The 24,147-nt window shown below is 70.4% G+C and carries 20 protein-coding genes, 2 tRNA genes and 1 pseudogene; 13 read left to right on the top strand and 10 right to left on the bottom strand.

Translation table 11 applies throughout. The annotated features are described in order from the left end of the window. Window positions 1–3 precede the first annotated feature (3 nt). The 3 genes and pseudogenes from yidD to rpmH form a co-directional block, all read right to left on the bottom strand. On the bottom strand, window positions 4–321 hold the full coding sequence (gene yidD / locus ACSNOG_RS07570) for a membrane protein insertion efficiency factor YidD (RefSeq protein ID WP_190023301.1): 318 nt from the start codon (window positions 319–321) through the stop codon (window positions 4–6). 62 nt (window positions 322–383) lie between these two features. After that, window positions 384–752, bottom strand: a pseudogene (gene rnpA, locus ACSNOG_RS07565) (ribonuclease P protein component); the annotation flags it as partial. 25 nt (window positions 753–777) lie between these two features. Beyond that, the gene (gene rpmH, locus ACSNOG_RS07560) at window positions 778–915 is read right to left on the bottom strand and encodes a 50S ribosomal protein L34 (protein ID WP_003949374.1); all 138 of its coding nucleotides are present in this window, start codon (window positions 913–915) and stop codon (window positions 778–780) included. A gap of 422 nt (window positions 916–1,337) precedes the next feature. Here rpmH and dnaA point away from each other — a divergent pair, with 422 nt between their 5' ends. The 10 genes from dnaA (at window position 1,338) to ACSNOG_RS07510 (ending at window position 14,841) form a co-directional block, all read left to right on the top strand. Then, window positions 1,338–3,329 carry a chromosomal replication initiator protein DnaA gene (gene dnaA / locus ACSNOG_RS07555; protein ID WP_436751764.1) on the top strand — a complete coding sequence of 664 codons (1,992 nt, stop codon included), beginning with the start codon at window positions 1,338–1,340 and terminating at the stop codon, window positions 3,327–3,329. Between the two features lie 912 nt (window positions 3,330–4,241). Beyond that, window positions 4,242–5,372 carry a DNA polymerase III subunit beta gene (dnaN, locus tag ACSNOG_RS07550; protein WP_436751763.1) on the top strand — a complete coding sequence of 377 codons (1,131 nt, stop codon included), beginning with the start codon at window positions 4,242–4,244 and terminating at the stop codon, window positions 5,370–5,372. A gap of 131 nt (window positions 5,373–5,503) precedes the next feature. After that, a complete protein-coding gene (gnd, locus tag ACSNOG_RS07545; RefSeq protein ID WP_436751762.1) occupies window positions 5,504–6,379 on the top strand; it encodes a phosphogluconate dehydrogenase (NAD(+)-dependent, decarboxylating) in 876 nt (291 codons plus the stop codon). Between the two features lie 122 nt (window positions 6,380–6,501). Further along, window positions 6,502–7,626 carry a DNA replication/repair protein RecF gene (recF, locus tag ACSNOG_RS07540; protein WP_436751761.1) on the top strand — a complete coding sequence of 375 codons (1,125 nt, stop codon included), beginning with the start codon at window positions 6,502–6,504 and terminating at the stop codon, window positions 7,624–7,626. After that, on the top strand, window positions 7,623–8,156 hold the full coding sequence (locus tag ACSNOG_RS07535; protein WP_436751760.1) for a DUF721 domain-containing protein: 534 nt from the start codon (window positions 7,623–7,625) through the stop codon (window positions 8,154–8,156). The genes recF and ACSNOG_RS07535 overlap by 4 nt, the downstream gene beginning before the upstream one ends. Window positions 8,157–8,597: 441 nt before the next feature. Beyond that, entirely contained in the window at window positions 8,598–10,649 is a 2,052-nt protein-coding gene (gene gyrB / locus ACSNOG_RS07530) for a DNA topoisomerase (ATP-hydrolyzing) subunit B (RefSeq protein ID WP_436751759.1), read from the top strand. A gap of 52 nt (window positions 10,650–10,701) precedes the next feature. Beyond that, window positions 10,702–13,332: a DNA gyrase subunit A gene (gyrA, locus tag ACSNOG_RS07525; protein WP_436751758.1), complete on the top strand. Its 2,631-nt coding sequence runs from the start codon at window positions 10,702–10,704 to the stop codon at window positions 13,330–13,332. A gap of 312 nt (window positions 13,333–13,644) precedes the next feature. Further along, on the top strand, window positions 13,645–14,379 hold the full coding sequence (locus tag ACSNOG_RS07520; protein ID WP_436751775.1) for a DUF3566 domain-containing protein: 735 nt from the start codon (window positions 13,645–13,647) through the stop codon (window positions 14,377–14,379). 71 nt (window positions 14,380–14,450) lie between these two features. Next, window positions 14,451–14,524: transfer RNA gene (locus ACSNOG_RS07515), tRNA-Ile, on the top strand. A 182-nt stretch (window positions 14,525–14,706) separates the two neighbouring features. Further along, entirely contained in the window at window positions 14,707–14,841 is a 135-nt protein-coding gene (locus ACSNOG_RS07510) for a DLW-39 family protein (protein WP_003958712.1), read from the top strand. 106 nt (window positions 14,842–14,947) lie between these two features. Here ACSNOG_RS07510 and ACSNOG_RS07505 read toward each other — a convergent pair whose 3' ends face one another. Then, window positions 14,948–16,108: a serine/threonine-protein kinase gene (locus ACSNOG_RS07505; protein ID WP_436751757.1), complete on the bottom strand. Its 1,161-nt coding sequence runs from the start codon at window positions 16,106–16,108 to the stop codon at window positions 14,948–14,950. A 13-nt stretch (window positions 16,109–16,121) separates the two neighbouring features. Continuing rightward, complete coding sequence (locus ACSNOG_RS07500) at window positions 16,122–16,667, bottom strand: helix-turn-helix domain-containing protein (RefSeq protein ID WP_058045309.1); 546 nt, start codon at window positions 16,665–16,667, stop codon at window positions 16,122–16,124. Window positions 16,668–16,785: 118 nt separating this feature from the next. Between ACSNOG_RS07500 and ACSNOG_RS07495 the strand changes: the two genes are divergently transcribed. Beyond that, window positions 16,786–16,858 (top strand) — tRNA-Ala (locus ACSNOG_RS07495). An 89-nt stretch (window positions 16,859–16,947) separates the two neighbouring features. On the opposite strand, the gene ACSNOG_RS07490 is transcribed toward ACSNOG_RS07495, so the two are convergent. Further along, a complete protein-coding gene (locus ACSNOG_RS07490) occupies window positions 16,948–17,979 on the bottom strand; it encodes a hypothetical protein (protein WP_436751756.1) in 1,032 nt (343 codons plus the stop codon). A 176-nt stretch (window positions 17,980–18,155) separates the two neighbouring features. Between ACSNOG_RS07490 and ACSNOG_RS07485 the strand changes: the two genes are divergently transcribed. Together ACSNOG_RS07485 and ACSNOG_RS07480 are read left to right on the top strand one after the other, a co-directional pair. Next, window positions 18,156–18,278 carry a hypothetical protein gene (locus tag ACSNOG_RS07485; protein ID WP_436751755.1) on the top strand — a complete coding sequence of 41 codons (123 nt, stop codon included), beginning with the start codon at window positions 18,156–18,158 and terminating at the stop codon, window positions 18,276–18,278. Between the two features lie 227 nt (window positions 18,279–18,505). Then, window positions 18,506–19,108 carry a hypothetical protein gene (locus tag ACSNOG_RS07480; RefSeq protein ID WP_436751754.1) on the top strand — a complete coding sequence of 201 codons (603 nt, stop codon included), beginning with the start codon at window positions 18,506–18,508 and terminating at the stop codon, window positions 19,106–19,108. 62 nt (window positions 19,109–19,170) lie between these two features. Here the strand turns inward: ACSNOG_RS07480 and ACSNOG_RS07475 are convergent, their stop codons facing one another. From ACSNOG_RS07475 to ACSNOG_RS07460, 4 genes are read right to left on the bottom strand one after another with little or no spacing between them, the layout of a single operon-like run. Continuing rightward, a complete protein-coding gene (locus ACSNOG_RS07475) occupies window positions 19,171–20,151 on the bottom strand; it encodes a carbohydrate kinase family protein (RefSeq protein ID WP_436751753.1) in 981 nt (326 codons plus the stop codon). A 32-nt stretch (window positions 20,152–20,183) separates the two neighbouring features. Next, complete coding sequence (metK, locus tag ACSNOG_RS07470) at window positions 20,184–21,392, bottom strand: methionine adenosyltransferase (RefSeq protein WP_436751752.1); 1,209 nt, start codon at window positions 21,390–21,392, stop codon at window positions 20,184–20,186. 53 nt (window positions 21,393–21,445) lie between these two features. Continuing rightward, complete coding sequence (locus ACSNOG_RS07465; RefSeq protein WP_436751751.1) at window positions 21,446–23,119, bottom strand: AMP-binding protein; 1,674 nt, start codon at window positions 23,117–23,119, stop codon at window positions 21,446–21,448. Beyond that, a complete protein-coding gene (locus ACSNOG_RS07460; RefSeq protein ID WP_436751750.1) occupies window positions 23,116–24,114 on the bottom strand; it encodes a methyltransferase in 999 nt (332 codons plus the stop codon). Before ACSNOG_RS07460 ends, ACSNOG_RS07465 begins: the two co-directional genes overlap by 4 nt. Window positions 24,115–24,147 lie beyond the last annotated feature (33 nt).

Below are 24,147 nucleotides of genomic sequence, written 5' to 3'. Positions count from 1 at the left end.
GAATCAGGCTCCTTGGGCGTTGGGCTGAGTCTCGGGCTGTGCGGCAGGCCCCAAGGCGGGGTGCCCGCCCAGTCGGCTCCTCAGCCGCTGGTGCCAGACCGGACGCTTCCGGGGAGGTACGTGGTCGACGCCACCGAGCGACCACGGATTACAGCGCAGGATGCGCCAGGCCGTGAGCGCCGTTCCTTTGACCGCGCCGTGCACGTCGATGGCGGTGTAGCCATAGTGCGAGCACGACGGGTAGTACTTGCAGACCGGCCCAAGGAGTGGGCTGATGGTCCACTGATAGAGCTTGATCAACCACAGCAGCGGATACTTCACCGTGCGCTCCCTCCCTGGCTTCGGCCAAGGTCCCGGGGGGTGCCCTCGGGGGGATCGGAACGGCGCGGCGCCCCTCCCAACAGCCGCTGCAGTGCGGTGTCAAGATCACGGGCCAGCTCATCGTGGTCCGCCTCGCCCGAGCCGGGCAGGGCCCGTACCACCACCAGGCTACCGGCGGGCAGCTGATCGAGCCGGTCACGCATCAGGTGGCGAAGCCTGCGCTTCACCAGATTGCGGACAACGGCGACGCCGACGGCCTTGCTGACGACGAAACCCGCACGCACCGGGGGAGCATTCTCCCCAGGTGTGTGCGGGTCCGTTGTACCGCTACGGAGGTGGACGACGAGGAGCGGGCGCCCGGCCCTGCGTCCTCGGCGCACCGCGGTCGCAAAGTCCTCGCGCCGCCTCAGCCGATTGTCGGTAGGCAGCACGGCATGGACCTATTGGTCAGGCTGCTCAGGCCGACAGGCGGGCGCGACCCTTGCCACGGCGGGACGCGAGAATCGCGCGGCCGGCACGGGTGCGCATGCGCAGGCGGAAGCCGTGGGTCTTCGCGCGGCGGCGGTTGTTCGGCTGGAAGGTGCGCTTGCTCACTCGGGGGCTCCAGAAATGAATCGGTGGTGGCGGGACATCGCCTGGCTGTCACCGTGCGCCCACGAGAAGCTCGCAACGCCCGAGTGCACCGCTTCATGACCGCATCAGAGACTCGACACGATCTTTGCCCATCGGAGGCAGGCGGCAGCAGCCATCGACAACTCGACCTGGTCACGGTACGCGCGGCTACGCCATTCGGTCAAACCGGCAGCGCACCAGGGATACACCGTAGCCCGCCGCGGGCCGGTGAGACGACACGCCCCGCCCCATGGCACATTTGTACACACCCTGTGGACAACGACTTGAACCACCCACCGCGGGCTGACTACCGTGGCTGAACTCCGAATCCTTCCCGCCCGTCCCGAGAACCACACATTCGTGGGACTCACGGGGCGCCCCCAGTGACTGAGAGAGCGTGCCTCGTGGCTGACCTGCCTGCCGATCTTGCCGCAGTGTGGCCGCGCGTGCTCGACCAGCTCCTGGGCGAGGGCCGGGACAAGCGCGGCCAGGGCGTCGAGACCAAGGACGAGCACTGGATCAAGCGGTGCCAGCCGCTGGCCCTCGTCGCGGACACCGCCCTGCTGGCCGTGCCCAACGAATTCGCCAAGGGCGTGCTGGAGGGCCGGCTGGCCCCCATCGTCAGCGAGACGCTCAGCCGCGAGTGCGGCCGCCCCATCCGGATCGCGATCACCGTCGACGACTCCGCGGGCGAGCCCCCGGCCGAGCGCCCCCAGGCCCCGCAGCAGTCCCGCTACGAGGAGCCCACGGGCCGCGGCGGCGCCGGCCAGGCCCGCGACGGTCGCGACGCCTACGACGGCCGGGACGCCTACGAGGGCTACGACACCGGCGCCTACGAGGGCCGCGAGAGCTACGGCCGCCAGGCTCCGTCCGACGACCTGCCGTCCGTGCGCCCGGCCTATCCGGACTACCAGCAGCAGCGCCCCGAGCCCGGCGCGTGGCCGCGCCACTCGGCCCCCTCCGGCCCCCCGGTGGCTCCCCCGGGCGACCGCGCGGAGCGCGGGGACCGGAATGACCGCAGCGACCGGGGCGACCGGGGCGACCGGAACGACTACAGCTGGCAGCAGCAGCGCCTGGGCGGCTTCGCTGAAGGCGAACGCGATCCGTACGCCTCGCAGCACGGCGCCGGCTCCTACGAGCAGCAGTCGTACGAGCAGCCCGGCCCCTACGACCAGCAGGGTTCGTACGACCAGGCGTCCGAGTACCGTGCGCAGCCGCCCGAGCGCATGCCGTACGAGCAGCAGCGCCGCGATCTGCCCGAGAGCCACCCGCGCGGCGGCGAGCGCGGCGAGCGGCCCCCGGCCGGCGGCGCCCCCGGCCCGCTGGCGGCCAAGCCCGCCCCGGCACCGGGCCCGGGCGAGCCGACCGCGCGGCTGAACCCCAAGTACCTCTTCGACACCTTCGTCATCGGCGCGTCCAACCGCTTCGCGCACGCCGCCGCCGTCGCGGTGGCCGAGGCGCCGGCGAAGGCGTACAACCCGCTCTTCATCTACGGCGAGTCAGGTCTGGGGAAGACCCACCTGCTGCACGCCATCGGGCACTACGCGCGAAGCCTCTACCCGGGCACGCGCGTGCGCTACGTGAGCTCGGAGGAGTTCACCAACGAGTTCATCAACTCCATCCGCGACGGCAAGGCGGACGCGTTCCGCAAGCGCTACCGCGACATGGACATCCTGCTGGTCGACGACATCCAGTTCCTGGCGAGCAAGGAGTCGACGCAGGAGGAGTTCTTCCACACCTTCAACACGCTCCACAACGCCAACAAGCAGATCGTGCTGTCCTCCGACCGGCCGCCGAAGCAGCTGGTGACCCTGGAGGACCGGCTGCGCAACCGCTTCGAGTGGGGCCTGATCACGGACGTCCAGCCGCCGGAGCTGGAGACCCGGATCGCGATCCTGCGCAAGAAGGCGGTGCAGGAGCAGCTCAACGCCCCGCCGGAGGTCCTGGAGTTCATCGCCTCCCGCATCTCGCGCAACATCCGCGAGCTGGAGGGCGCGCTGATCCGGGTGACGGCCTTCGCGAGCCTGAACCGCCAGCCTGTCGACCTGGGCCTGACCGAGATCGTCCTCAAGGACCTGATCCCGGGCGGCGAGGACGCCTCGCCGGAGATCACGGCGCCGGCCATCATGGCCGCGACGGCGGACTACTTCGGGCACACCGTGGAGGACCTGTGCGGGGCCTCGCGCAGCCGCGTGCTGGTGACGGCGCGACAGATCGCCATGTACCTCTGCCGCGAGCTCACGGACCTTTCGCTGCCGAAGATCGGTGCGCAGTTCGGCGGCCGTGACCACACGACAGTGATGCACGCGGACCGCAAGATCCGTGCGCTGATGGCCGAGCGGCGCTCCATCTACAACCAGGTGACCGAGCTGACGAACCGCATCAAGAACGGCTGACCAGGCCGCGAGGACGTCTGAGGGCGCTTCAGGACGCTTCCCGAAGCGCCCTTTTCGCGGTCCTGGGGACTCCTTGGGACTCCTTGGGGCTCCTTGGGGACTTCTGGGGGACTTCTGGGGGACTCCTGACGGCCTCTCCGGCGGCCGCTCGGCATCCACAGCCGTGGACGGCTCTGTTCGATTCCGTGCTCCGTACCCGGGGTTCTCCACAGATTCCTTGCCGACCGGCTGTCCACACGCTGGGGACTGTGAAGTTGTCCAGATGCTGTCCACAGAGGAGGCTGTTGATAGCCCATCAGGCGAGGTCAGCGGCGTGTGGATTTGTGGCCGACGAGATTCCACAGCCTGTGGACAAAGAAGTCACCCACAAGGAGGCATGCGCGTTGTCCACCGGCGGCCCACAGGCCGGTGGATGTTGTACACAGCCTTTCCACACCCCTGTCCACTGTTCGGCAACGAAACGCCCGAGCTCACCGCACCGAGTGAAGCGCGTCACACCAAGGTGCCGGATTGGGCTGTGGGGAACCTGGGTAAACCTGGGGACAGCCCTGGGGAGAAGTGCGCCCTGCCTGTGCACCGGTTGTGCAGAACTTTCCGCGGTCCACAGAACACCCCGCTTATCCACCGCCCCCACCCACAGGCCCGGTGGACAAAAAACTGGCGTTGACCTGGGCAAAGACGGTTGTCCACCGTTTCCACAGGCCCTACTACTACGACCACAGAGATCAAGCGGGGAACTCGTTTCGAAGTGGGTCCTGTGCACAACTCGGCCGCGGGCCGCGCCACGCCCTCCGACCCGACTTGACCCCGAGACGCACCAGCTGTCAGCGGTGTGCGTCAGACTGGTCTCCGGCAAGCAGCCGACGAAGACGCCAGCAGGGCGAGCCAGCAACAAGCAGGAGGCGGTTTCCGGTGAAGATCCGGGTGGAGCGCGATGTACTCGCGGAGGCAGTGGCCTGGGCGGCCCGCAGCCTCCCGGCCCGTCCGCCGGTGCCCGTCCTCGCGGGCCTTCTGCTGAAGGCCGAGGAGGGCTCGCTGAGCCTCTCCGGCTTCGACTACGAGGTCTCGGCCCGCGTCTCGGTCGACGCCGACGTGGAGGAGGACGGCACCGTCCTCGTCTCCGGCCGTCTCCTCGCCGACATCTGCCGCGCACTTCCCAACAGGCCTGTGGAAATCTCCACCGACGGTGTGCGCGTCACGGTGGTCTGCGGCTCCTCGCGATTCACACTCCACACCCTGCCTGTGGAGGAGTACCCGGCCCTGCCCCAGATGCCGACGGCCACGGGCACCGTCCCGGCCGAGGTCTTCGCCGCCGCTGCCGCCCAGGTCGCCATCGCCGCCGGCCGTGACGACACCCTGCCGGTGCTCACCGGTGTCCGCGTCGAGATCGAGGGCGACACCGTCACCCTGGCCTCCACCGACCGCTACCGCTTCGCGGTCCGCGAGTTCATGTGGAAGCCCGAGACGCCGGACATCTCCGCGGTCGCCCTGGTGCCCGCCAAGACCCTGCTGGACACCGCCAAGTCCCTCAGCGGCGGCGACTCCGTCTCGATCGCCCTGGCCGGCTCCGGCAAGGGCGAGGGCCTGATCGGCTTCGAGGGCGCGGGCCGCCGCACCACCACGCGGCTGCTCGAGGGCGACCTGCCGAAGTACCGCACCCTCTTCCCGACGGAGTTCAACTCCGTCGCCGTGATCGAGACCGCCCCCTTCGTCGAGGCCGTCAAGCGCGTCGCCCTGGTCGCCGAGCGCAACACCCCGGTGCGGCTGAGCTTCGAGCAGGGCGTGCTGATCCTGGAGGCCGGCTCCAGCGACGACGCACAGGCTGTGGAGCGGGTGGACGCCGCGCTCGAGGGCGACGACATCTCGATCGCCTTCAACCCCGGCTTCCTGCTGGAGGGCCTCTCCGCGATCGACTCCCCGGTCGCGCAGCTGTCCTTCACGACGTCGACGAAGCCGGCGCTGCTCAGCGGCAAGCCCGCGCTCGACGCCGAGGCGGACGACGCGTACAAGTACCTGATCATGCCGGTGCGCCTGTCGGGCTGAGGCCCTCCGGCGGGATCGGCCCCGGCGGGGGCACTCACCCTTTGAGCGCCCCCGCCCCACAGGTGTGCAGCGCCTGCCCGGCGTAGGCTCGGACCCAGGTACGAACCCACTCAAGGCATAGAGGATCACCCATGGAGCTCGGTCTCGTCGGTCTCGGCAAGATGGGCGGCAACATGCGCGAGCGCATCCGCCGCGCAGGCCACACCGTCATCGGATACGACCGCAATCCGGACCTCGCGGATGTCAGCAGCCTCAAGGAGCTGGTGGACTCCCTCCAGGGGCCGCGCGTCGTATGGGTCATGGTCCCGGCCGGCGCGCCGACCCAGGCCACCATCGACGAGCTCGGCGAGCTGCTCTCCCCGGGCGACGTCGTCGTCGACGGCGGCAACTCCCGCTGGACGGACGACGAGAAGCACGCCGAGGAGCTGGGCGCCAAGGGCATCGGCTTCGTCGACTGCGGCGTCTCCGGCGGCGTCTGGGGCCTGGAGAACGGCTACGCGCTGATGTACGGCGGCGACGCCGCGAACGTCGCCCGGGTCCAGCCGGTCTTCGACGCCCTCAAGCCCGAGGGTGACTTCGGCGCCGTGCACGCGGGCAAGGTCGGTGCCGGCCACTTCGCGAAGATGGTCCACAACGGCATCGAGTACGCGATGATGCAGGCCTACGCCGAGGGCTGGGAGCTGCTGGAGAAGGTCGACTCCGTCACCGACGTGCGCGAGGTCTTCCGCAGCTGGCAGGAGGGCACGGTCATCCGCTCCTGGCTGCTGGACCTGGCCGTCAACGCCCTCGACCAGGACGAGCACCTCGACAAGCTGCGCGGCTACGCGGCCGACTCCGGCGAGGGCCGCTGGACGGTCGAGGCCGCGATCGACAACGCCGTGCCGCTGCCCGCGATCACCGCGTCGCTCTTCGCCCGCTTCGCGTCCCGCCAGGACGACTCCCCGCAGATGAAGATGATCGCCGCGCTGCGCAACCAGTTCGGCGGCCACGCGGTCGAGAGCAAGTAGGCCGGGAGCAGGTAAGCAGGAGCAGGGAGCAGCCGGCACCCGTCGGCAGCACCACAGCGGTAAACAGCACCACAGCAGTAACAGCAGGACGAGCAGTACACAGCGGAAGAGGTCGGCGCACCATGCATGTCTCGCATCTGTCGCTGGCCGACTTCCGCTCGTACGCCCGGGTCGAGGTCCCGCTCGACCCGGGCGTCACGGCGTTCGTGGGACCCAACGGCCAGGGCAAGACCAATCTCGTCGAGGCGATCGGCTACCTGGCCACCCTCGGCAGCCACCGGGTCTCCTCGGACGCCCCCCTGGTCCGGATGGGCGCCGACCGCGCCGTCGTGCGCGCCGCCGTCGTCCAGGGCGATCGGCAGCAGCTGATAGAGCTGGAGCTGAACCCCGGCAAGGCCAACCGCGCCCGGATCAACCGTTCCTCCCAGGTCCGGCCGCGCGACGTGCTCGGCATCGTGCGGACGGTGCTGTTCGCCCCGGAGGACCTGGCCCTGGTCAAGGGCGATCCCGGAGAGCGCCGCCGCTTCCTGGACGAGCTGATCACCGCGCGCTCGCCGCGCATGGCGGGCGTCCGCTCCGACTACGAGCGGGTCCTCAAGCAGCGCAACACCCTCCTCAAGAGCGCGGCGATGGCCCGCCGCCACGGCGGCCGCGGCCTCGACCTGTCCACGCTCGACATCTGGGACCAGCACCTGGCCCGCGCCGGGGCCGAGCTGCTGGCCCGCCGCCTCGACCTGATCGACGAGCTGCTGCCGCTGGCCGACAAGGCCTACGAGCAGCTGGCGCCCGGTGGCGGCCCGGTGTCCTTCGAGTACCGCGGGCCGGCCGCCGTCGAGGGGGCGCGCAGCCGCGAGGAGCTCTACGAGGCGCTGCTGGCGGCGCTCGCCGAGGCCCGCAAGCAGGAGATCGAGCGCGGCGTGACGCTGATCGGCCCGCACCGGGACGACCTCCTCCTCAAGCTCGGCCGGCTGCCCGCCAAGGGGTACGCGAGCCACGGCGAGTCCTGGTCGTACGCGCTGGCGCTGCGTCTGGCCTCGTACGAGCTGCTGCGCTCCGAGGGCAACGAGCCGGTGCTCGTGCTGGACGACGTCTTCGCCGAGCTGGACGCCCGGCGCCGCGAGCGGCTCGCGGAGCTGGTCGCCCACGGCGAGCAGGTCCTGGTGACCGCCGCCGTGGACGACGACGTGCCGGAGCTCCTGACCGGCGCCCGGTACGCGGTGTCGGAAGGCAGGGTCGAGCGCGTATGAGTACGCCCTCCGAGCATCCGAAGCCGCCCGAGCCGTCCGGCGTGGACCTGGCGCGGGTCGCGCTGCGCGCCGCCAAGGAGCAGGCGCGGGCGCGGGGCGCCGCGGCCCAGCAGAAGAAGCAGGTCCGCCGCGGCGGGGGACTGCGCTCGGGCGCGCGCGCGGACGGCCGTGACCCGCTGCCGCTGGGCGCCGCCATCAACAGGCTGATCACCGAGCGGGGCTGGGAGAAGCCCGCGGCGGTGGGCGGTGTGATGGGCCGCTGGCCGCAGATCGTGGGCGACACCCTGGCCCTGCACTGCACGCCGCAGGGTTTCGACGAGGACTCCCACGTCCTGACGGTGCAGTGCGACTCGACGGCGTGGGCGACGCAGCTGCGCCTGCTGGCGCCGCAGCTGGTGGCCCGGCTCAACGACGACCTGGGCCAGGGCACCGTACGAATGATCAAGGTGCTGGGGCCGGGCGGTCCGAGCCGTCGCTACGGATCGCTGCGTGCTCCGGGCAGCACGGGCCCGGGGGACACGTACGGCTGACGCCGGTGCGCGCCGGGCGCCCGCGGGCGCCCCGGCGAGGGCGGCGAGGGCGGCGATTCCAGGGGCGGGTGACGGTCCGTGGTGCCCCCGTGGGAACCGAGCACCGGGTGATCTGCGTGGCCTGGGGTGATGCGGTGCGACGGGGGGTGCGCCCGAGCCGGCGCTGAGACCCCGCTCACGGTAGCGGGCGGTTGACAGCCCGAAGCGCTGAGTGCCGCTGTGAGCCTCTTGGAGCCCGGGTCCACATATAGGGAGTCGGCTGATGCCGGTTCAGGGCGGCACGTGCAGGCTCAGGCACCGCCAAACCCCCATTCATGTCAGCGCTACCGGTAGACTGGTGGCAATCCCGCCGGCTTGCGGGACTCGTCGACCAACGCAGAACGACGCAGCCGCTCCTGCCTGCCTCGGGTGGGGTCTCCCCGCCGCAGTCGGGGATGGCCTGTGCTGTGCCAGAAAGGGCGCTTCGTGGCCGATTCCGGCAACCCCAACGAGAACACCACCCCTTCTACGGACGGTGCGGCGGAGACCGCACCCGCGGGCGCACCCGGCGCCGCGTCCTACGACGCCAGCGCGATCACCGTCCTCGAGGGTCTGGACGCCGTCCGCAAGCGGCCCGGCATGTACATCGGCTCGACCGGTGAGCGCGGCCTGCACCACCTCGTCTACGAGGTCGTCGACAACTCCGTCGACGAGGCCCTCGCCGGTCACGCGGACACCATCGACGTGACGATCCTTTCCGACGGCGGCGTGCGCGTCATCGACAACGGCCGTGGCATCCCGGTGGGCATCGTCCCCTCCGAGGGCAAGCCCGCCGTCGAGGTCGTCCTGACCGTGCTGCACGCGGGCGGCAAGTTCGGCGGCGGCGGCTACGCGGTCTCCGGCGGTCTGCACGGCGTCGGCGTCTCGGTCGTCAACGCGTTGTCGACGCGCGTCGCGGTCGAGGTGAAGACCGACGGCTTCCGCTGGACCCAGGACTACAAGCTCGGCGTCCCGACCGCCCCGCTGCAGCAGAACGAGGCGACCGACGAGCACGGCACCTCGGTCACCTTCTGGGCCGACGGCGACATCTTCGAGACCACCGAGTACTCCTTCGAGACGCTCTCGCGGCGCTTCCAGGAGATGGCGTTCCTCAACCGGGGCCTGACCATCTCGCTGACGGACGAGCGCCCGGCCCACGTGGACGAGGAGGGCAAGCCCCTCAACGTCCGCTACCACTACGAGGGCGGCATCTCGGACTTCGTCCGCTACCTCAACTCGCGCAAGGGCGAGGTCATCCACCCCACGGTGATCGACTTCGACGCCGAGGACAAGGAGCGGATGCTCTCCCTCGAGGTCGCGATGCAGTGGAACACCCAGTACTCCGAGGGTGTCTACAGCTTCGCGAACACCATCCACACCCACGAGGGCGGTACGCACGAGGAGGGCTTCCGCGCGGCGCTCACCGGCCTGATCAACCGCTACGCGCGCGACAAGAAGCTGCTCCGCGAGAAGGACGACAACCTCACGGGCGACGACATCCGCGAGGGTCTGACGGCGATCATCTCCGTCAAGCTGGGCGAGCCGCAGTTCGAGGGCCAGACCAAGACCAAGCTGGGCAACACCGAGGCCAAGACCTTCGTGCAGAAGGTCGTCCACGAGCAGCTGACGGACTGGCTGGACCGCAATCCGAACGAGGCCGCGGACATCATCCGCAAGTCCATCCAGGCGGCCACCGCGCGCGTCGCGGCCCGCAAGGCGCGCGACCTCACCCGTCGCAAGGGCCTGCTGGAGACGGCGTCGCTGCCGGGCAAGCTGTCCGACTGCCAGTCGAACGACCCGACCAAGTGCGAGATCTTCATCGTCGAGGGTGACTCCGCCGGCGGCTCGGCCAAGTCCGGCCGCAACCCGCAGTACCAGGCGATCCTCCCGATCCGCGGCAAGATCCTGAACGTCGAGAAGGCGCGGATCGACAAGATCCTGCAGAACCAGGAGATCCAGGCGCTGATCTCCGCCTTCGGCACCGGTGTGCACGAGGACTTCGACATCGCGAAGCTCCGCTATCACAAGATCATTCTGATGGCGGACGCCGACGTCGACGGTCAGCACATCAACACCCTGCTGCTCACCTTCCTCTTCCGCTTTATGCGTCCGCTGGTCGAGGCCGGGCACGTCTACCTCTCCCGTCCCCCGCTCTACAAGATCAAGTGGGGCCGGGACGACTTCGAGTACGCCTACTCCGACCGCGAGCGCGACGCCCTGATCCAGCTCGGCCGCGAGAACGGCAAGCGGATCAAGGACGACTCGGTCCAGCGCTTCAAGGGTCTCGGTGAGATGAACGCCGAGGAGCTGCGCGTGACCACGATGGACGTCGACCACCGCGTCCTCGGCCAGGTCACCCTGGACGACGCCGCGCAGGCGGACGACCTGTTCTCGGTGCTCATGGGCGAGGACGTCGAGGCCCGGCGCTCCTTCATCCAGCGCAACGCCAAGGACGTCCGCTTCCTCGACATCTGAGCCTGTCGGCCCATCCCGAGACAGCCGCAGCGCGAAAGGACTTTGAACAGCAATGGCCGACGAGACCCCTGAGACCCCCACCGCTCCCGTGCCCGAGGTGACCCCCGAGGGCGCGCCCGCCCCGCTGGAGGGCGTGGGCATGCGCGTCGAGCCCGTCGGGCTCGAGACGGAGATGCAGCGCTCCTACCTCGACTACGCGATGAGCGTCATCGTCTCGCGTGCGCTGCCCGACGTGCGCGACGGCCTCAAGCCGGTGCACCGCCGCGTGCTCTACGCGATGTACGACGGCGGCTACCGGCCCGAGAAGGGCTTCTACAAGTGCGCCCGCGTCGTCGGTGACGTGATGGGTTCGTACCACCCGCACGGCGACACCTCCATCTACGACGCGCTCGTCCGCCTCGCCCAGCCCTGGGCCATGCGGATGCCGCTGGTGGACTCCAACGGCAACTTCGGCTCCCCGGGCAACGACCCGGCCGCCGCCATGCGCTACACCGAGTGCAAGATGGCGCCGCTGGCCATGGAGATGGTCCGGGACATCGACGAGGAGACCGTCGACTTCCAGGACAACTACGACGGCCGCAACCAGGAGCCGACGGTCCTGCCGTCGCGCATCCCCAACCTGCTGGTGAACGGTTCCGCCGGCATCGCGGTCGGCATGGCCACCAACATCCCCCCGCACAACCTGCGCGAGGTGGCCGAGGGCGCCCAGTGGTTCCTGGCCAACCCGGAGGCCTCGGCCGAGGAGCTGCTGGACGCGCTCGTCGAGCGCATCAAGGGCCCCGACTTCCCGACCGGCGCCCTCGTGGTGGGCCGCAAGGGCATCGAGGAGGCCTACCGCACGGGCCGCGGTTCGATCACGATGCGCGCGGTGGTGGAGGTCGAGGAGATCCAGGGCCGCCAGTGCCTGGTGGTCACCGAGCTGCCCTACCAGGTCAACCCGGACAACCTCGCGCAGAAGATCGCCGACCTGGTGAAGGACGGCCGGATCGGCGGCATCGCCGACGTCCGCGACGAGACCTCCTCCCGTACGGGCCAGCGCCTGGTGATCGTCCTCAAGCGGGACGCGGTCGCCAAGGTCGTGCTGAACAACCTCTACAAGCACACCGACCTGCAGACGAACTTCGGCGCCAACATGCTGGCGCTGGTCGACGGCGTGCCGCGCACCCTCTCCCTGGACGCGTTCATCCGCAACTGGGTGACGCACCAGATCGAGGTCATCGTCCGGCGCACCCGCTTCCGCCTGCGCAAGGCCGAGGAGCGCGCCCACATCCTGCGCGGCCTGCTCAAGGCCCTGGACGCCATCGACGAGGTCATCGCGCTCATCCGGCGCAGCCAGACCGTCGACATCGCCCGCGAGGGCCTGATGGGCCTGCTGGAGATCGACGAGATCCAGGCCAACGCGATCCTGGAGATGCAGCTGCGCCGGCTGGCTGCCCTGGAGCGCCAGAAGATCGTGGCGGAGCACGACGAGCTCCAGGCGAAGATCAACGAGTACAACGCGATCCTCGCCTCGCCGGAGCGTCAGCGCCAGATCATCAGCGAGGAACTCACGGCGATCGTCGAGAAGTTCGGCGAGGACCGGCGTTCGGCGCTGGTGCCCTTCGACGGTGACATGTCCATCGAGGACCTGATCGCCGAGGAGGACATCGTCGTCACGATCACTCGTGGCGGCTACGTCAAGCGCACCAAGACCGACGACTACCGCTCGCAGAAGCGCGGCGGCAAGGGCGTGCGGGGCACGAAGCTGAAGGAAGACGACATCGTCGACCACTTCTTCGTCTCCACCACCCACCACTGGCTGCTGTTCTTCACCAACAAGGGCCGGGTCTACCGCGCCAAGGCCTACGAGCTGCCGGACGCCGGGCGCGACGCCCGCGGCCAGCACGTGGCCAACCTGCTGGCCTTCCAGCCGGACGAGAAGATCGCCCAGATCCTCGCCGTCCGCGACTACGACGTCGCTCCGTACCTGGTGCTCGCCACCAAGTCGGGCCTGGTGAAGAAGACCCCGCTCAAGGACTACGACTCCCCGCGCTCGGGCGGTGTCATCGCCATCAACCTGCGCGAGACGGAGAGCGGCGCCGAGGACGAGCTGATCGGTGCCGAGCTGGTCTCCGCCGCGGACGACCTGCTGCTGATCAGCAAGAAGGCGCAGTCGATCCGCTTCACCGCCACGGATGAAGCGCTCCGTCCGATGGGCCGGGCCACCTCCGGCGTGAAGGGCATGAGCTTCCGCGAGGGCGACGAGCTGCTGTCCATGAGCGTCGTGCGTCCGGGGACGTTCGTCTTCACGGCCACCGACGGCGGCTACGCGAAGCGGTCGAACGTGGACGAGTACCGCGTTCAGGGCCGTGGCGGCCTCGGTATCAAGGCGGCCAAGATCGTGGAGGATCGTGGCTCGCTGGTCGGTGCGCTGGTGGTGGAGGAGACCGACGAGATCCTTGCCATTACGCTCGGCGGCGGCGTGATCCGCACACGGGTCAACGAGGTCAGGGAGACGGGCCGTGACACCATGGGCGTCCAGCTGATCAACTTGGGCAAGCGCGATGCCGTTGTGGGCATCGCACGGAACGCCGAAGCAGGTCGCGAGGCTGAAGAGGTCGATGAGCCGGCCGATGCAGTCGAGGGCGACGGAGCTGAGGGTGCCGAGGGCGCATCCGCCCCGGCAGGGAACATCGAGGAGTAAGTCGTGAGTCGAGCCACGGGCGCCGCGGCAAGCGGTGCAGGTGCCGAGCGCAGCACTACCGCCGCACCTGCTACCGATGAGGCCGGCGCCCGTGGCTCCGGCGCGGACGCAGACTCCCGAGGGGGGACGTTGACGGACACGCGCAAGCCGGAGCCGTACCACCCCCCGAAGGCGTACGAGCCGCCCGCCGGCTCCGTCGGCGCCGAGCCGGCCGGGGCCGGGGAGGCCGGAAAGCCGGCCGAGGCCGCGAAGACGGCGAAGGCCGCCAAGGGCGGGAAGGCCGCGAGCTCCAAGACCGCGCAGTCCGCAGACGTGAAGGCCGCCGAGGCCGGGAAGGCTGCACCCGTGGCAGACGAGGCTGAGAGCGGGACCGCCGGGAGCAACGGGAGCAAGCCGGCCGCGAAGGGCTCGGCGAAGGCGGCTGCGGCCGACCCGCGGAACGCCGTCAAGGCTCCGCCGCGGATCCCCGGCCAGGACGGCTCCAAGGCCGCTGCGGGCGGCCTGAAGAAGGGCGCCCCCGCCAAGGGCTCCCAGGCGCCCCAGGCGGCCCCCCAGGGGCCCGGCAAGGGTGCGGTGGCCGCGGGCTCGGTGCCGCGTCCGGCGGCCCCTCAGGGCGCCGCGCGTCCCGGCGGTGCCGCGGGCTCCGCGCCCCGCCCCGCGGGCCGTCCCGAGCCCCGTACGCGCACGGCACGGCTGCGGGTGGCCAAGGCCGACCCGTGGTCGGTGATGAAGGTCAGCTTCCTGCTGTCGATCGCGCTGGGCGTGTGCACGATCGTGGCCTCCGCCGTGCTGTGGACGGTCATGGACGCGATGGGCGTCTTCTCGACCGTCGGCGGCACGATCAGCGATGCCACGAGCTCCAGCGACGGCGGCGGCTTCGACCTGCAGTCGTTCCTGTCGCTGCCGCACACCCTGCTCTTCACGTCGGTCATCGCCGTGATCAACGTGGTGCTGGCCACCGCGCTGGCCACGCTGGGGTCCTTCATCTACAACCTCTCGGCGGGTTTCGTGGGCGGTGTGGAGCTCACGCTGGCCGAGGACGAATAGCGCCGGCAGGGGCCCGGTCCGACAGGATTTTGGGACTGGGCCCCGAGTGCGCTAATCTTTCGGTGTCGCGAGGGGCTATAGCTCAGACGGTTAGAGCGCTTCCCTGATAAGGAAGAGGCCACAGGTTCAAGTCCTGTTAGCCCCACAGACACGATCGGCCCGGTCGGAGATTTCTCCGCCCGGGCCGATCTGTTTTCGCCGGGCGGGGAGTTGGGCCCGCGGCCGGATCGCGGACCGGGCGCCGCACAGGTCACCGATCGGTATCGGCCGGTGTGTATCATCGGCCACCAGAGGTCCCCTTACGTCAAGGAAAGACGAGGTCGCGCGGTGAAGAAGCTCCTCCTGGTCGCACTGGCCGCCATCGGCGGGCTCCTCGTGTACCGCCAGATCCAGGCGGATCGCGCCGAGCAGGACCTGTGGACGGAGGCGACCGACTCCGTGCCCGCAGGTTCGGGTGTGTGAGACACAACGAGTTTTGAGCAGGGCCCCGGCCGACACGGCCGGGGCCCTGTTGTTTTTCGGCCACCCTGGAGTTTCCGACTGCAAATAATTGGGTTGCGAAAGCAATCTATGCGGCGGTGAGGGCCCAGATGCCGATCCCGAGGCAGAGCAGCGCGACGATCAGCACCGGTACGGCCACCTTCGCGGGCGGGCCGGGCTGCCGCACCCGCTGCCGTACGGGCCGTGCGCCCGGGTACGCGCGCGTGGCGGGAGGCTGCGGCACCGGTGCCCGTGCCGGGAGCTGCGCCGGCAGGCGCTGCGGCAGATGCTGCGGCAGGTGCTGGGGGACTTGGGGTGGCGTGGCGGGCGGATAGGCCGGCAGGGGCGGCGGCACCGGCCCGGGCGCGTGCTCGGGACCTTCGGGGCCGAATCCCGCGGGCAGCGGGCCGAGCTGGTCGAAGACTTCGATGGGCTCCTCGGCCGGGGCGGGGCCGTCCATCATCTCCACGGCCGCCGCAAGGGCCTTGCGCGCTCCTGTGGCCGTACGGAAGCGCAGCCCCGGTTCGGGCTGCAGGAGGCCCGCGATCACCTGCCAGAGGGGCTCGGGGACCTCTTCCGGGGCGCAGGGCGTGCCGTGCTCGGTGAAGCGCTCCAGGAGCGCCTCCGCGTCGGGCTTGCGGCCCGTGAGGAGGTACAGCGCCGTCAGGCCGACCGCGTAGAGGTCGGCGGGGAAATCGGGCTCTTCGCCCAGCATTTGCTCCGGCGCGAAATAACCGGGGGTGCCCATCACGTAGTTGGCGTCGGTGAGGCGCGGCTCCCCCTTGCGCATGGCGATGCCGAAGTCGGAGAGCCGCACGTGGGGCCGGCCCGTGCCGGTGGCCTCCAGCAGGACGTTGGCGGGCTTGATGTCGCGGTGCACCACGCCTTCGGCGTGCACCGCCGCGAGGCCGGACAGCAGCTGGTCCAGCAGGACGCACACGTAGTGCGGCGGCAAGGGGCCGTAGTCGCCGATGAGATGGGCGAGGGAGCCGCCGCTCACCACGTCCATGGTGAACAGCACCTTGTCGTCGTCGGCCGCCCAGCTCATCGGCGCGACCACATGGGGGTGGTCGATCCGTAACCCCTGTTCGCGGACGAACCTCAGCAGGGTGTGAGCGTCGCTCTGCTGGAGGACCTTGGCCGCCACGTAGCGGCGCCGGCGGCGGTCCCAGGCCCGCCAGACGGCCCCCACCCCGCCCCGGCCGATCGGGTCCACCAGCTCGTACCGCCCGGCGAAGAGCTCACCCATCGCGTGCGCGCGGTCAGCTCTGGTGGGCCTCGTAGTGCGCGACCGCCTCGGCGGTCCGCCCGGCGCCGTACACCCGCAGGAACTCGGCCAGTTCGGGGTGGGTGGGGGCGAGACTCTGCGCGGCCTCGATGATGTCGCCGGCGCCGGCCACGGAGCGCAGCAGCGACTGGATCTCGCGGACCACCCGGCGGACGGTCGGCGCTCCGCTGCTGGCCGTCGTCTGCGTGGAGTTGAGGACGGAGCCGCCCGAGCTCTTCTTGACCTCCTCCATCCGGTCCGCGGCCTCCGCGGCGCTCACGGTGCCGTCCGCGACCTGGCTGGAGAGCTCCTGCAGGGCCTGGACCCGCTGGACCACCGCGGGGTTGCCGATCTTCGCGCGCTGGCCGCTCATCAGCTGCGAGAGCATGGGCGCGGACAGGCCGAGCACGGAGGCGAGACGGGCCTGATTGAGGCCGAGATCGTCGATGAGCCGGCGGAAGAGCGCCCCCAGCGGCTCTCCGTACCAGCTCCGCTGCAGCTCCCGTGCGCGGGCGGTGGCTTCCTGCTGTGCTGCGTCCATCTCGCTCTCCCCTTCGCTTCGCTGCAGCGAATCTTGCGGTGCATCCTACGGAGAGTGCTGGGCCCCGGCGATACCCGGTCGGAAAAGAGCGCGGGCACCGGGTAGTCTGGTCGGCGACGGGGCCTTAGCTCAGTTGGTAGAGCGCTGTCTTTGCATGGCAGATGTCAGGGGTTCGACTCCCCTAGGCTCCACAAACAATCCCCTCTGACCTGTGGAAACGCAGGACAGAGGGGATTTTTTCATGGCGCCGTCGGGCCGTCCGGCGGGCCGGCGCCGCGCGTCAGCCGTCCAGCAGACCGGCGCGGCGGGCGTAGCTTCCCGCCTGGAAACGGCTCTGTGCGCCGAGCTCGGTCAGCAGCTCGGTGACGTGCCTCCGGTAGGTGGTGACGGACATCGCGAGCCTGCGGGCCGCCACCTCGTCCTTCATCCCGGACTCCAGCAGTTCGAGGACGGACCGGCGCAGTTCGTCCTTGGCGGAGCCGTCGTCGCTCTCCCCGGTGAACGGCCGCGCGGACTCCCATGCGCTCTCCCAGGAGCGGTACAGGAAGCGCACGAGCGAGGGGTCCCGGACGGCGAGCGCGCCCTTGCCGTCCTCGGAAGAGCTGCCGTGATCGGCGAGGACGGCCGTGGTGGCGTCGAAGAAGAGGACCCGGTCGGGCACGTGGGCGGTGGTGCGGACCTGTGCGCCGAGCGCCACCATCCCGCTCAGGTGCTGGCGCATGTAGGCGTGGGAGAGCACCGAGTGGGGATAGACGGTCCGCAGGAGCACGCCCCGGCCGATCGCCTCGGTGGTGCGCTGCAGGCCCTCCTCCAGGGTCGCGGGTGCCGGCAGGTCGGGGTGGGCGGCGGCGACTTCGACGCGGGCGGCGGCGGACAGGCGCGCGAGGGCGGCGCGCACGGCGTCGAGGGTGGTCAGGTACTCGATGGGGGTCCGGGTGAAGTGGCCGTGCCAGGACTCCTCGAAGACCGGCTTCATCGCCATCACGTGACTGCTCATCCGCTCGGACTCGCGGTGCAGTTGCTGGATCTGCGACTCGATCGGACCGGTGACGTGGGTGACCGCGACGTCCGGGCTGCGCGGGGCGTACGCGGTGTCCTGGCGGGAGGCCGCCGGGCCCGCGGGCCGGGCCGCGTCCGGGGCGTCCTCGGCGGGGTGGAGCAGGTGCAGCCGGGAGAGTTCGTCCACCGCGGCGCAGACCTCGGGTCCGGGCACGTCCAGGTGGAGCGCCGCCTCCCGGGGCCGGAGCCGGCCGTGCTCGAGGGCCATGCGGTAGAGCAGTACATGGAGGTCACCGAGAGGCGAGAGGGGCACCTCTGTAGCGATTTTGTCCATTTTCTTCTCAATCGTCGGCTCGGTGGAGGGTGAAGAGAACTCGCTGACGACTTCTCGCCATAGGGCGCTTATGGCGCCCGGCCCGTTTCCGGGGCACCGTGGGGGTACGGGGAAGTGGCATCCGGAACGCCACTGCATATCCGGGGGGATTTGACGTGAAGTTTGATTTCGCTATTTCTGCATTTACGGCCGGGGGCGCCGTCGTCGGCGGCACCGATGGCTCCGTTGCAGGCCAGGGCGGCACCGATGACATCATCTGGCAGAGTCAGCCCTGGTAGGCGGGCCGGCTTCGGGCTGCGGAAACATTCCGTTCACGGAAATGTGCAGCGCTATTCCGTTCATCTGATCCGACGTCCCCCCGAGTCGACCGTTCTTTCGGCCTTCACAGACTCTACCGGCGGCCTTTCCGAAAAGGAATGGCATTCATCGGCAGGTGACCGTCTCTGCTCTTTGAGTGACCGGCTCCGCTTCTCGGCTCCGCCGGGCGGAGCACGAGGAGGGCACTGTGAACCGCACACTCCCCGCGCGTGACGAAGTGCACGTGTGGTTCTGCGACGCGCACCGCTCGGGCGGGCGGCGGGCGGACGCGATCGGCGACATCGCCCTGCTGTCGCGCGAGGAGAAGATCCGCTGCGCCCGCCTCGCGCGCCCGGCGGAGCGCCGCGGCTTCGCGGCGGCCCGTGCGGGGGCCCGGCGCGTGCTGGCCGACCTCGTGGGCGCCGCTCCGGAGACGATCGACATGTCGGTCGGGACGTCGGCCGGGATGTTCGCCGGCCTGCCGACGCCCCTGGCCCTGGACCTCGTCTGGTCCGCGGACGCCTGGGCGCTCGGGCTCTCCACCGGGGTCCGGCTGTGCCTGGCGCTGGAACTGGCCGAGGGGCCGGCGGCCGCCGCGTTCGCACGGGCGCGCGTCCGGCGGAAGGCCCTGGCCCGTCTCTCCGGCGCCGCGTGCACCATGGGGGCCGGGATGCAGAGGGCCTCGGGCGCGTTCTCGGTGCACGACGTGCCGACGCCGGGCTTCGCCGTCGCCGCCGTCGCCTGTTCCGGCCGCCACCGCCGGACCGGCGGGCCGTCACTCCTGCTGAGGGAGATGCCCGCCGGCACGTGAGGTCCCGTGCCGGAAAAGGCGCTTCGGTCCCGCGTGATGCCCGCGGAACCGAAGCGCCTTTCTCACACTCCTGCCAGCCGCACTTCCAGATCGGCGGCCGCGGCCGGACCGTAGGCGTCCGCGGCGCGGCCCACGAGTTCCGCGGGCACGAACTTGTACTCCTGGGTGCCGGTGGACTCCAGGACGGTGGTGGCCAGGGTGCAGCCGAGCTGGGCGGCCCGCTCTGCCGTCCAGCCCCAGGCCGTTCCCGCGAGGAACCCGGAGCGGAACGCGTCCCCCGCGCCCGTGGGGTCCGCGATCTCGCCCGCCGGGACCGCGGGGACGGGGACAGGGTCCTGCCCGGCCCGTGCGAGCACCGCGCCCTCGGCCCCCAGCGTGGTGATCCACATGCCGACGCGGCCCAGCACCTGCTGCGCCGTCCAGCCCGTCCGCTCCTTGAGCAGCGCGGCCTCGTACTCGTTGGTGAAAAGGAAGCGGGCGCCGTCCACCAGCCGGCGGGTCTCCTCCGCGCCCAGCCGGGCGAGCTGCTGGGACGGGTCGGCCGCGACCGCGATCCCCAGGCTGTGGGCGGCGGCGGTGTGGCGGAGCATGGCGGCCGGGTCGTCCGCGCCGACGAGGGCGAGGTCGAGCCGCCCGGCGCGCCGCGCCACGTCGGCGAGGTCGATGTCGCGGGCTTCGGCCATGGCTCCGGCGTAGAAGGTGGCGATCTGGTTCTGGTCGGCGTCCGTGGTGCAGACGAAGCGGGCCGTGTGGAGGGTCTCGCTGACCTTGACCGACCCGGTGTCCACGCCCCCGGCGCGCAACCAGGCCGCGTACTCGGCGAAGTCGACGCCCGCCGCGCCGACCAGCACGGGCCGCAGCCCGAGCCGGCCCAGGCCGAGGGAGATGTTGGCCGCCACGCCGCCCCTGCGGACTTCGAGGTGGTCGACGAGGAAGGACAGGGACACCTTGTCGAGCTGCTCGCTGAGGAGCTGGTCGGCGAAGCGTCCGGGGAAGACCATCAGGTGGTCGGTGGCTATCGAACCGGTGACTGCGATGCGCACGGGAGCTCTCTCCTTGCCTGCGGTTCGGTTGACTACACCCCTGCGGCCTTCTTCAGGGCGGCGACGCGGTCGGTGCGTTCCCACGTGAAGTCCGGCAGCTCACGGCCGAAGTGACCGTACGCGGCGGTCTGCGCATAGATCGGACGCAGGAGATCGAGGTCGCGGATGATGGCGGCGGGGCGGAGGTCGAAGACCTCGCCGATCGCCGTCTCGATCGTGTCGGTGTCGACGGTGTTCGTACCGAACGTCTCCACGAACAGACCCACCGGCTCGGCCTTGCCGATCGCGTACGCCACCTGCACCTCACAGCGCGAGGCCAGACCGGCCGCGACGACGTTCTTCGCAACCCAGCGCATCGCATACGCCGCCGACCGGTCCACCTTGGACGGGTCCTTGCCCGAGAACGCGCCACCACCGTGACGGGCCATACCACCGTACGTATCAATGATGATCTTCCGGCCGGTCAGGCCCGCATCACCCATCGGACCACCGATCTCGAAACGACCCGTCGGGTTCACCAGGAGGCGGTAGCCGTCGGTGTCGAGCTTGATGCCGTCCTCGACAAGAGCCTTGAGGACGTGCTCGACGACGAACTTGCGGATGTCGGGGGTGAGGAGGGACTCCAGGTCCACATCCGCGGCATGCTGGGAGGAGACCACTACGGTGTCGAGGCGGACGGCCTTGTCACCGTCATACTCGATCGTCACCTGCGTCTTACCGTCCGGCCGCAGATACGGAATCGTGCCGTTCTTCCGCACCTCCGACAGACGCCGCGAGAGCCGGTGCGCCAGGTGGATCGGCAGCGGCATCAGCTCCGGCGTCTCATCACACGCATAACCGAACATCAAACCCTGGTCACCGGCACCCTGGCGGTCCAGCTCGTCCTCATCACCCTCAACCCGCGCCTCATACGCCGCGTCCACACCCTGGGCAATGTCCGGCGACTGCGCGCCGATCGACACCGACACCCCGCACGACGCCCCGTCGAAACCCTTCCTGGACGAGTCGTAGCCGATGTCCAGGATCTTCTTGCGGACGAGGGCGGGGATGTCGGCGTACGCCCTTGTCGTCACCTCGCCGGCTATGTGGACCAGGCCGGTGGTGATCAGGGTTTCGACGGCTACACGGGAGGTCGGGTCCTCTTTCAGGAGGGCGTCGAGGATCGTGTCGCTGATCTGGTCGGCGATCTTGTCGGGGTGACCCTCGGTCACGGACTCCGAAGTGAACAGGCGGCGGGACATCCACTCATCCTTTGCTTGAATTGCTTGAATTCAGGGTCGGTAAGGCGGGCGGCTCACTCGGGTTCGCGGTCGGCGGCGAGCGCGGAGGCCCGTTCGCGCAGCAGGTTCTTCTGCAACTTGCCCGTCGACGTCGTGGGCAGCGGTCCGAAGACGATCCGCTGCGGGGCCTTGAACCGGGCGAGCCGGGTGCGGACGAAGGCGATGAGCTCCTCCTCGCCGACGGAGCCTCCGGGGCGGCGGGAGACGAAGGCGACGGGGACCTCGCCCCAGACCGCGTGCGGGCCCGCCACCACGGCCGCGTCGGCGACCTCGGGGTGGGCGGTCAGCGCGTTCTCGACCTCAACCGAGGTGATGTTCTCGCCGCCGGAGATGATGACGTCCTTGGCGCGGTCGCGGATCTCGACGTAGCCGTCGGGGTGGTGGACGGCGAGGTCTCCGGTGCGGAACCACGCGCCGGAGGACGCCTGGGCGGTGGCCTGCTCGTCGCGGTAGTAGCCGAGCATGACGTTGTTGCCGCGCAGGAGGATCTCGCCGATCGTGCTGCCGTCGGCGGGGACGTCGTCGCCGTTGCGGTCCACGACGCGCGCGGGTTCGCCGACGACGTTGGCGACGCCCTGCCGCGCGGCCTTGCGGACCCGTTCCTCGGGGGCGAGGCCGGCCCATTCGGGCTGCTGGATGCCGAGCAGCGCGTTGCCGAACGTCTCGGTGAGCCCGTAGAAGTGCGTGACGTCCAGGCCCAGTCCGCTCAGGCGCGCCAGCAGGGCGGGCCGGGGCGGCGCTCCGCCCGCGAAGATCCGTACGGGGTGGGGGACGGCCGCCGCGTCCGGGTGGTCGGCGATCATGGACAGGACGGTCGGGGCCGCGCAGAGGTGGGTGACGCCGTCGGAGCGCAGGGCCCGCCAGATCTCGGCGGGGTCGACCTTGCGCAGGCAGTGGTGAATACCGCCCGCCGCGGTGACCGCCCAGGGGAAACACCATCCGTTGGTGTGGAACATGGGCAGCGTCCACAGGTAGCGGGAGGCCGGGTCCATCCGCGTGTGGAAGGCCATGGCCAGCGCGTTCAGGTAGGCGCCCCGGTGGTGGTACATCACTCCCTTCGGGCGACCGGTGGTGCCGCTGGTGTAGTTGATGGACAGCAGCCCGCGCTCGTCGGTGACCTCGACCCGGTGCGGCGGGGCCGCGGCGACCGCCTCGTCGTAGCGGTCCGAGCCGATGACGGCCGGCCGTTCGGCCGGCCGTTCTGTCAGCAGGTTCAGCGCTTCTTCGAGGCGGGGCAGCAGTTCGGTGTCGGCCAGGACCAGCCGGGCTCCGCTGTGTTCGAGGATGTAGGCGATCTCGGCCGCGGCCAGCCGGGTGTTGAGGGCGACGAGCACCGCACCGGCCAGGGGCACGCCGTAGTGCGCTTCGAGCGTCATGTGGGTGTTCGGCGCGAGGACGCACACCCGGTCGCCCGGCCGGACGCCGCTGTGCGCGAGCAGTCCGGCCAGGCGCTGGGAGCGGTCCCACAGCTGCGCGTACGTGCACCGGAAGTCGCCGTCGACGACCGCGGGGCGGTCGGCGAACACGGCGGCGGCGCGGCGCAGGAAGGAGACCGGCGTCAGCTCGGTGAAGGCGTGCCCCGCGTGCCCCGCGTGCGCCGCGTGACCCGTGTGCCCCGCGTGCGCCGCCTGCGCCGCCGCTCCCCTGCGCGCCGCCCCCGGTGCGCCGGCCGCCGCCGGCACGGTCACGCGCGCCTCGCGACGATGGCGAACATGTCCAGGGAGAGGGGCAGGACGGAGTCCAGGGTCAGGCCCGCCTGCGCGAACAGGTCCGCGTACTCCTTCTCGCTGCGCTCGGTGCCGCCGACGAGGACCATCATCTGCAGGTCGAACCAGAGCCCGAGGGAGGACTCGCCGGTCGGCGGGATGGTGCGCTCCAGGACGATGACGGTGCCGTCCGGGTTCATGGCGTCGTGGCAGCGCTTGAGCAGGTCGACGCAGGACTCGTCGGAGCGGCTGTGGAGGATGCGCGACCACAGGTAGACGTCGCCGCCGGTGGGGAGCGACGCGGTGTAGTCGCCCTCGACGTAGGAGACGCGGTCCGCGAGCCCGCGCTCGGCCATGGCGGCCTTCGCGGCCTCGATCACGTGCGCCTGGTCGAAGAGCACGCCCTCGACGTGGGGGGCGGCCTTGACGACCTCGGCGAGCAGGGCGCCGGTGCCGCCGGCGATGTCGACGACGGTCCGGGCCGACGAGAAGTCGAAGACCTGCGGCAGGTCGCGGAAGAACGCGCCGCCGGCCATGGTGCCGTCGAACCGGCGGGCGGACTCCTGGTTGGCGGTGAAGTACGGGTACATGGAGGCGCCGAAGGTGGCCTCGAAGGCGGGCTGGCCCGTCTTGACGTTGTGGAGCAGGTTGCCCCAGGTCCGGTAGAACTCCTCGCCGTACATCAGGGTGAGGTCGCGCAGGGAGTCGGGCGCGTCCTCCTTGAGGAGCTCGCCGGCCGGGGTGAGAGAGAACCCGGTCTCGTCGTCGCCCCGCAGGATGCCGAGGCCGGTGAGGAAGCGCATGAGCTGGAACAGCGAGCGCTCGTGGGAGCCGGTGGCCTCGGCGAGCTCGCGGCTGGTGGTGAGGCCGTTCTCGATGTGCTCGGGGAGACCCAGCTTGGTGGCCACGTAGACACTCTGCGAGGCCCAGTAGCCGATCATCAGGTCCAGAACCTTGCGGGACGGTGACGCAGTCATTGCATGGCCTTTCGGGGAACGTGCCGGATCACC

The sequence above is a fragment of the Streptomyces sp. URMC 124 genome (genome assembly GCF_051386455.1).
In the GTDB taxonomy this organism is placed as follows: Bacteria; Actinomycetota; Actinomycetes; order Streptomycetales; family Streptomycetaceae; genus Streptomyces.
Note: the sequence above shows the minus strand (reverse complement) of the source record. Positions and strands in the feature narration are given on the sequence as shown.

Bases quoted from the DNA above. Each gene is read 5' to 3' on its own strand.
- ACSNOG_RS07505 (WP_436751757.1), bottom strand. From the start codon at position 16,108: ATGGGTGAGCTCTTCGCCGGGCGGTACGAGCTGGTGGACCCGATCGGC.
- metK (WP_436751752.1), bottom strand. From the start codon at position 21,392: ATGTCCCGCCGCCTGTTCACTTCGGAGTCCGTGACCGAGGGTCACCCC.
- ACSNOG_RS07500 (WP_058045309.1), bottom strand. From the start codon at position 16,667: ATGGACGCAGCACAGCAGGAAGCCACCGCCCGCGCACGGGAGCTGCAG.
- ACSNOG_RS07460 (WP_436751750.1), bottom strand. From the start codon at position 24,114: ATGACTGCGTCACCGTCCCGCAAGGTTCTGGACCTGATGATCGGCTAC.
- recF (WP_436751761.1), top strand. From the start codon at position 6,502: ATGCATGTCTCGCATCTGTCGCTGGCCGACTTCCGCTCGTACGCCCGG.
- gyrA (WP_436751758.1), top strand. From the start codon at position 10,702: ATGGCCGACGAGACCCCTGAGACCCCCACCGCTCCCGTGCCCGAGGTG.
- ACSNOG_RS07535 (WP_436751760.1), top strand. From the start codon at position 7,623: ATGAGTACGCCCTCCGAGCATCCGAAGCCGCCCGAGCCGTCCGGCGTG.
- gnd (WP_436751762.1), top strand. From the start codon at position 5,504: ATGGAGCTCGGTCTCGTCGGTCTCGGCAAGATGGGCGGCAACATGCGC.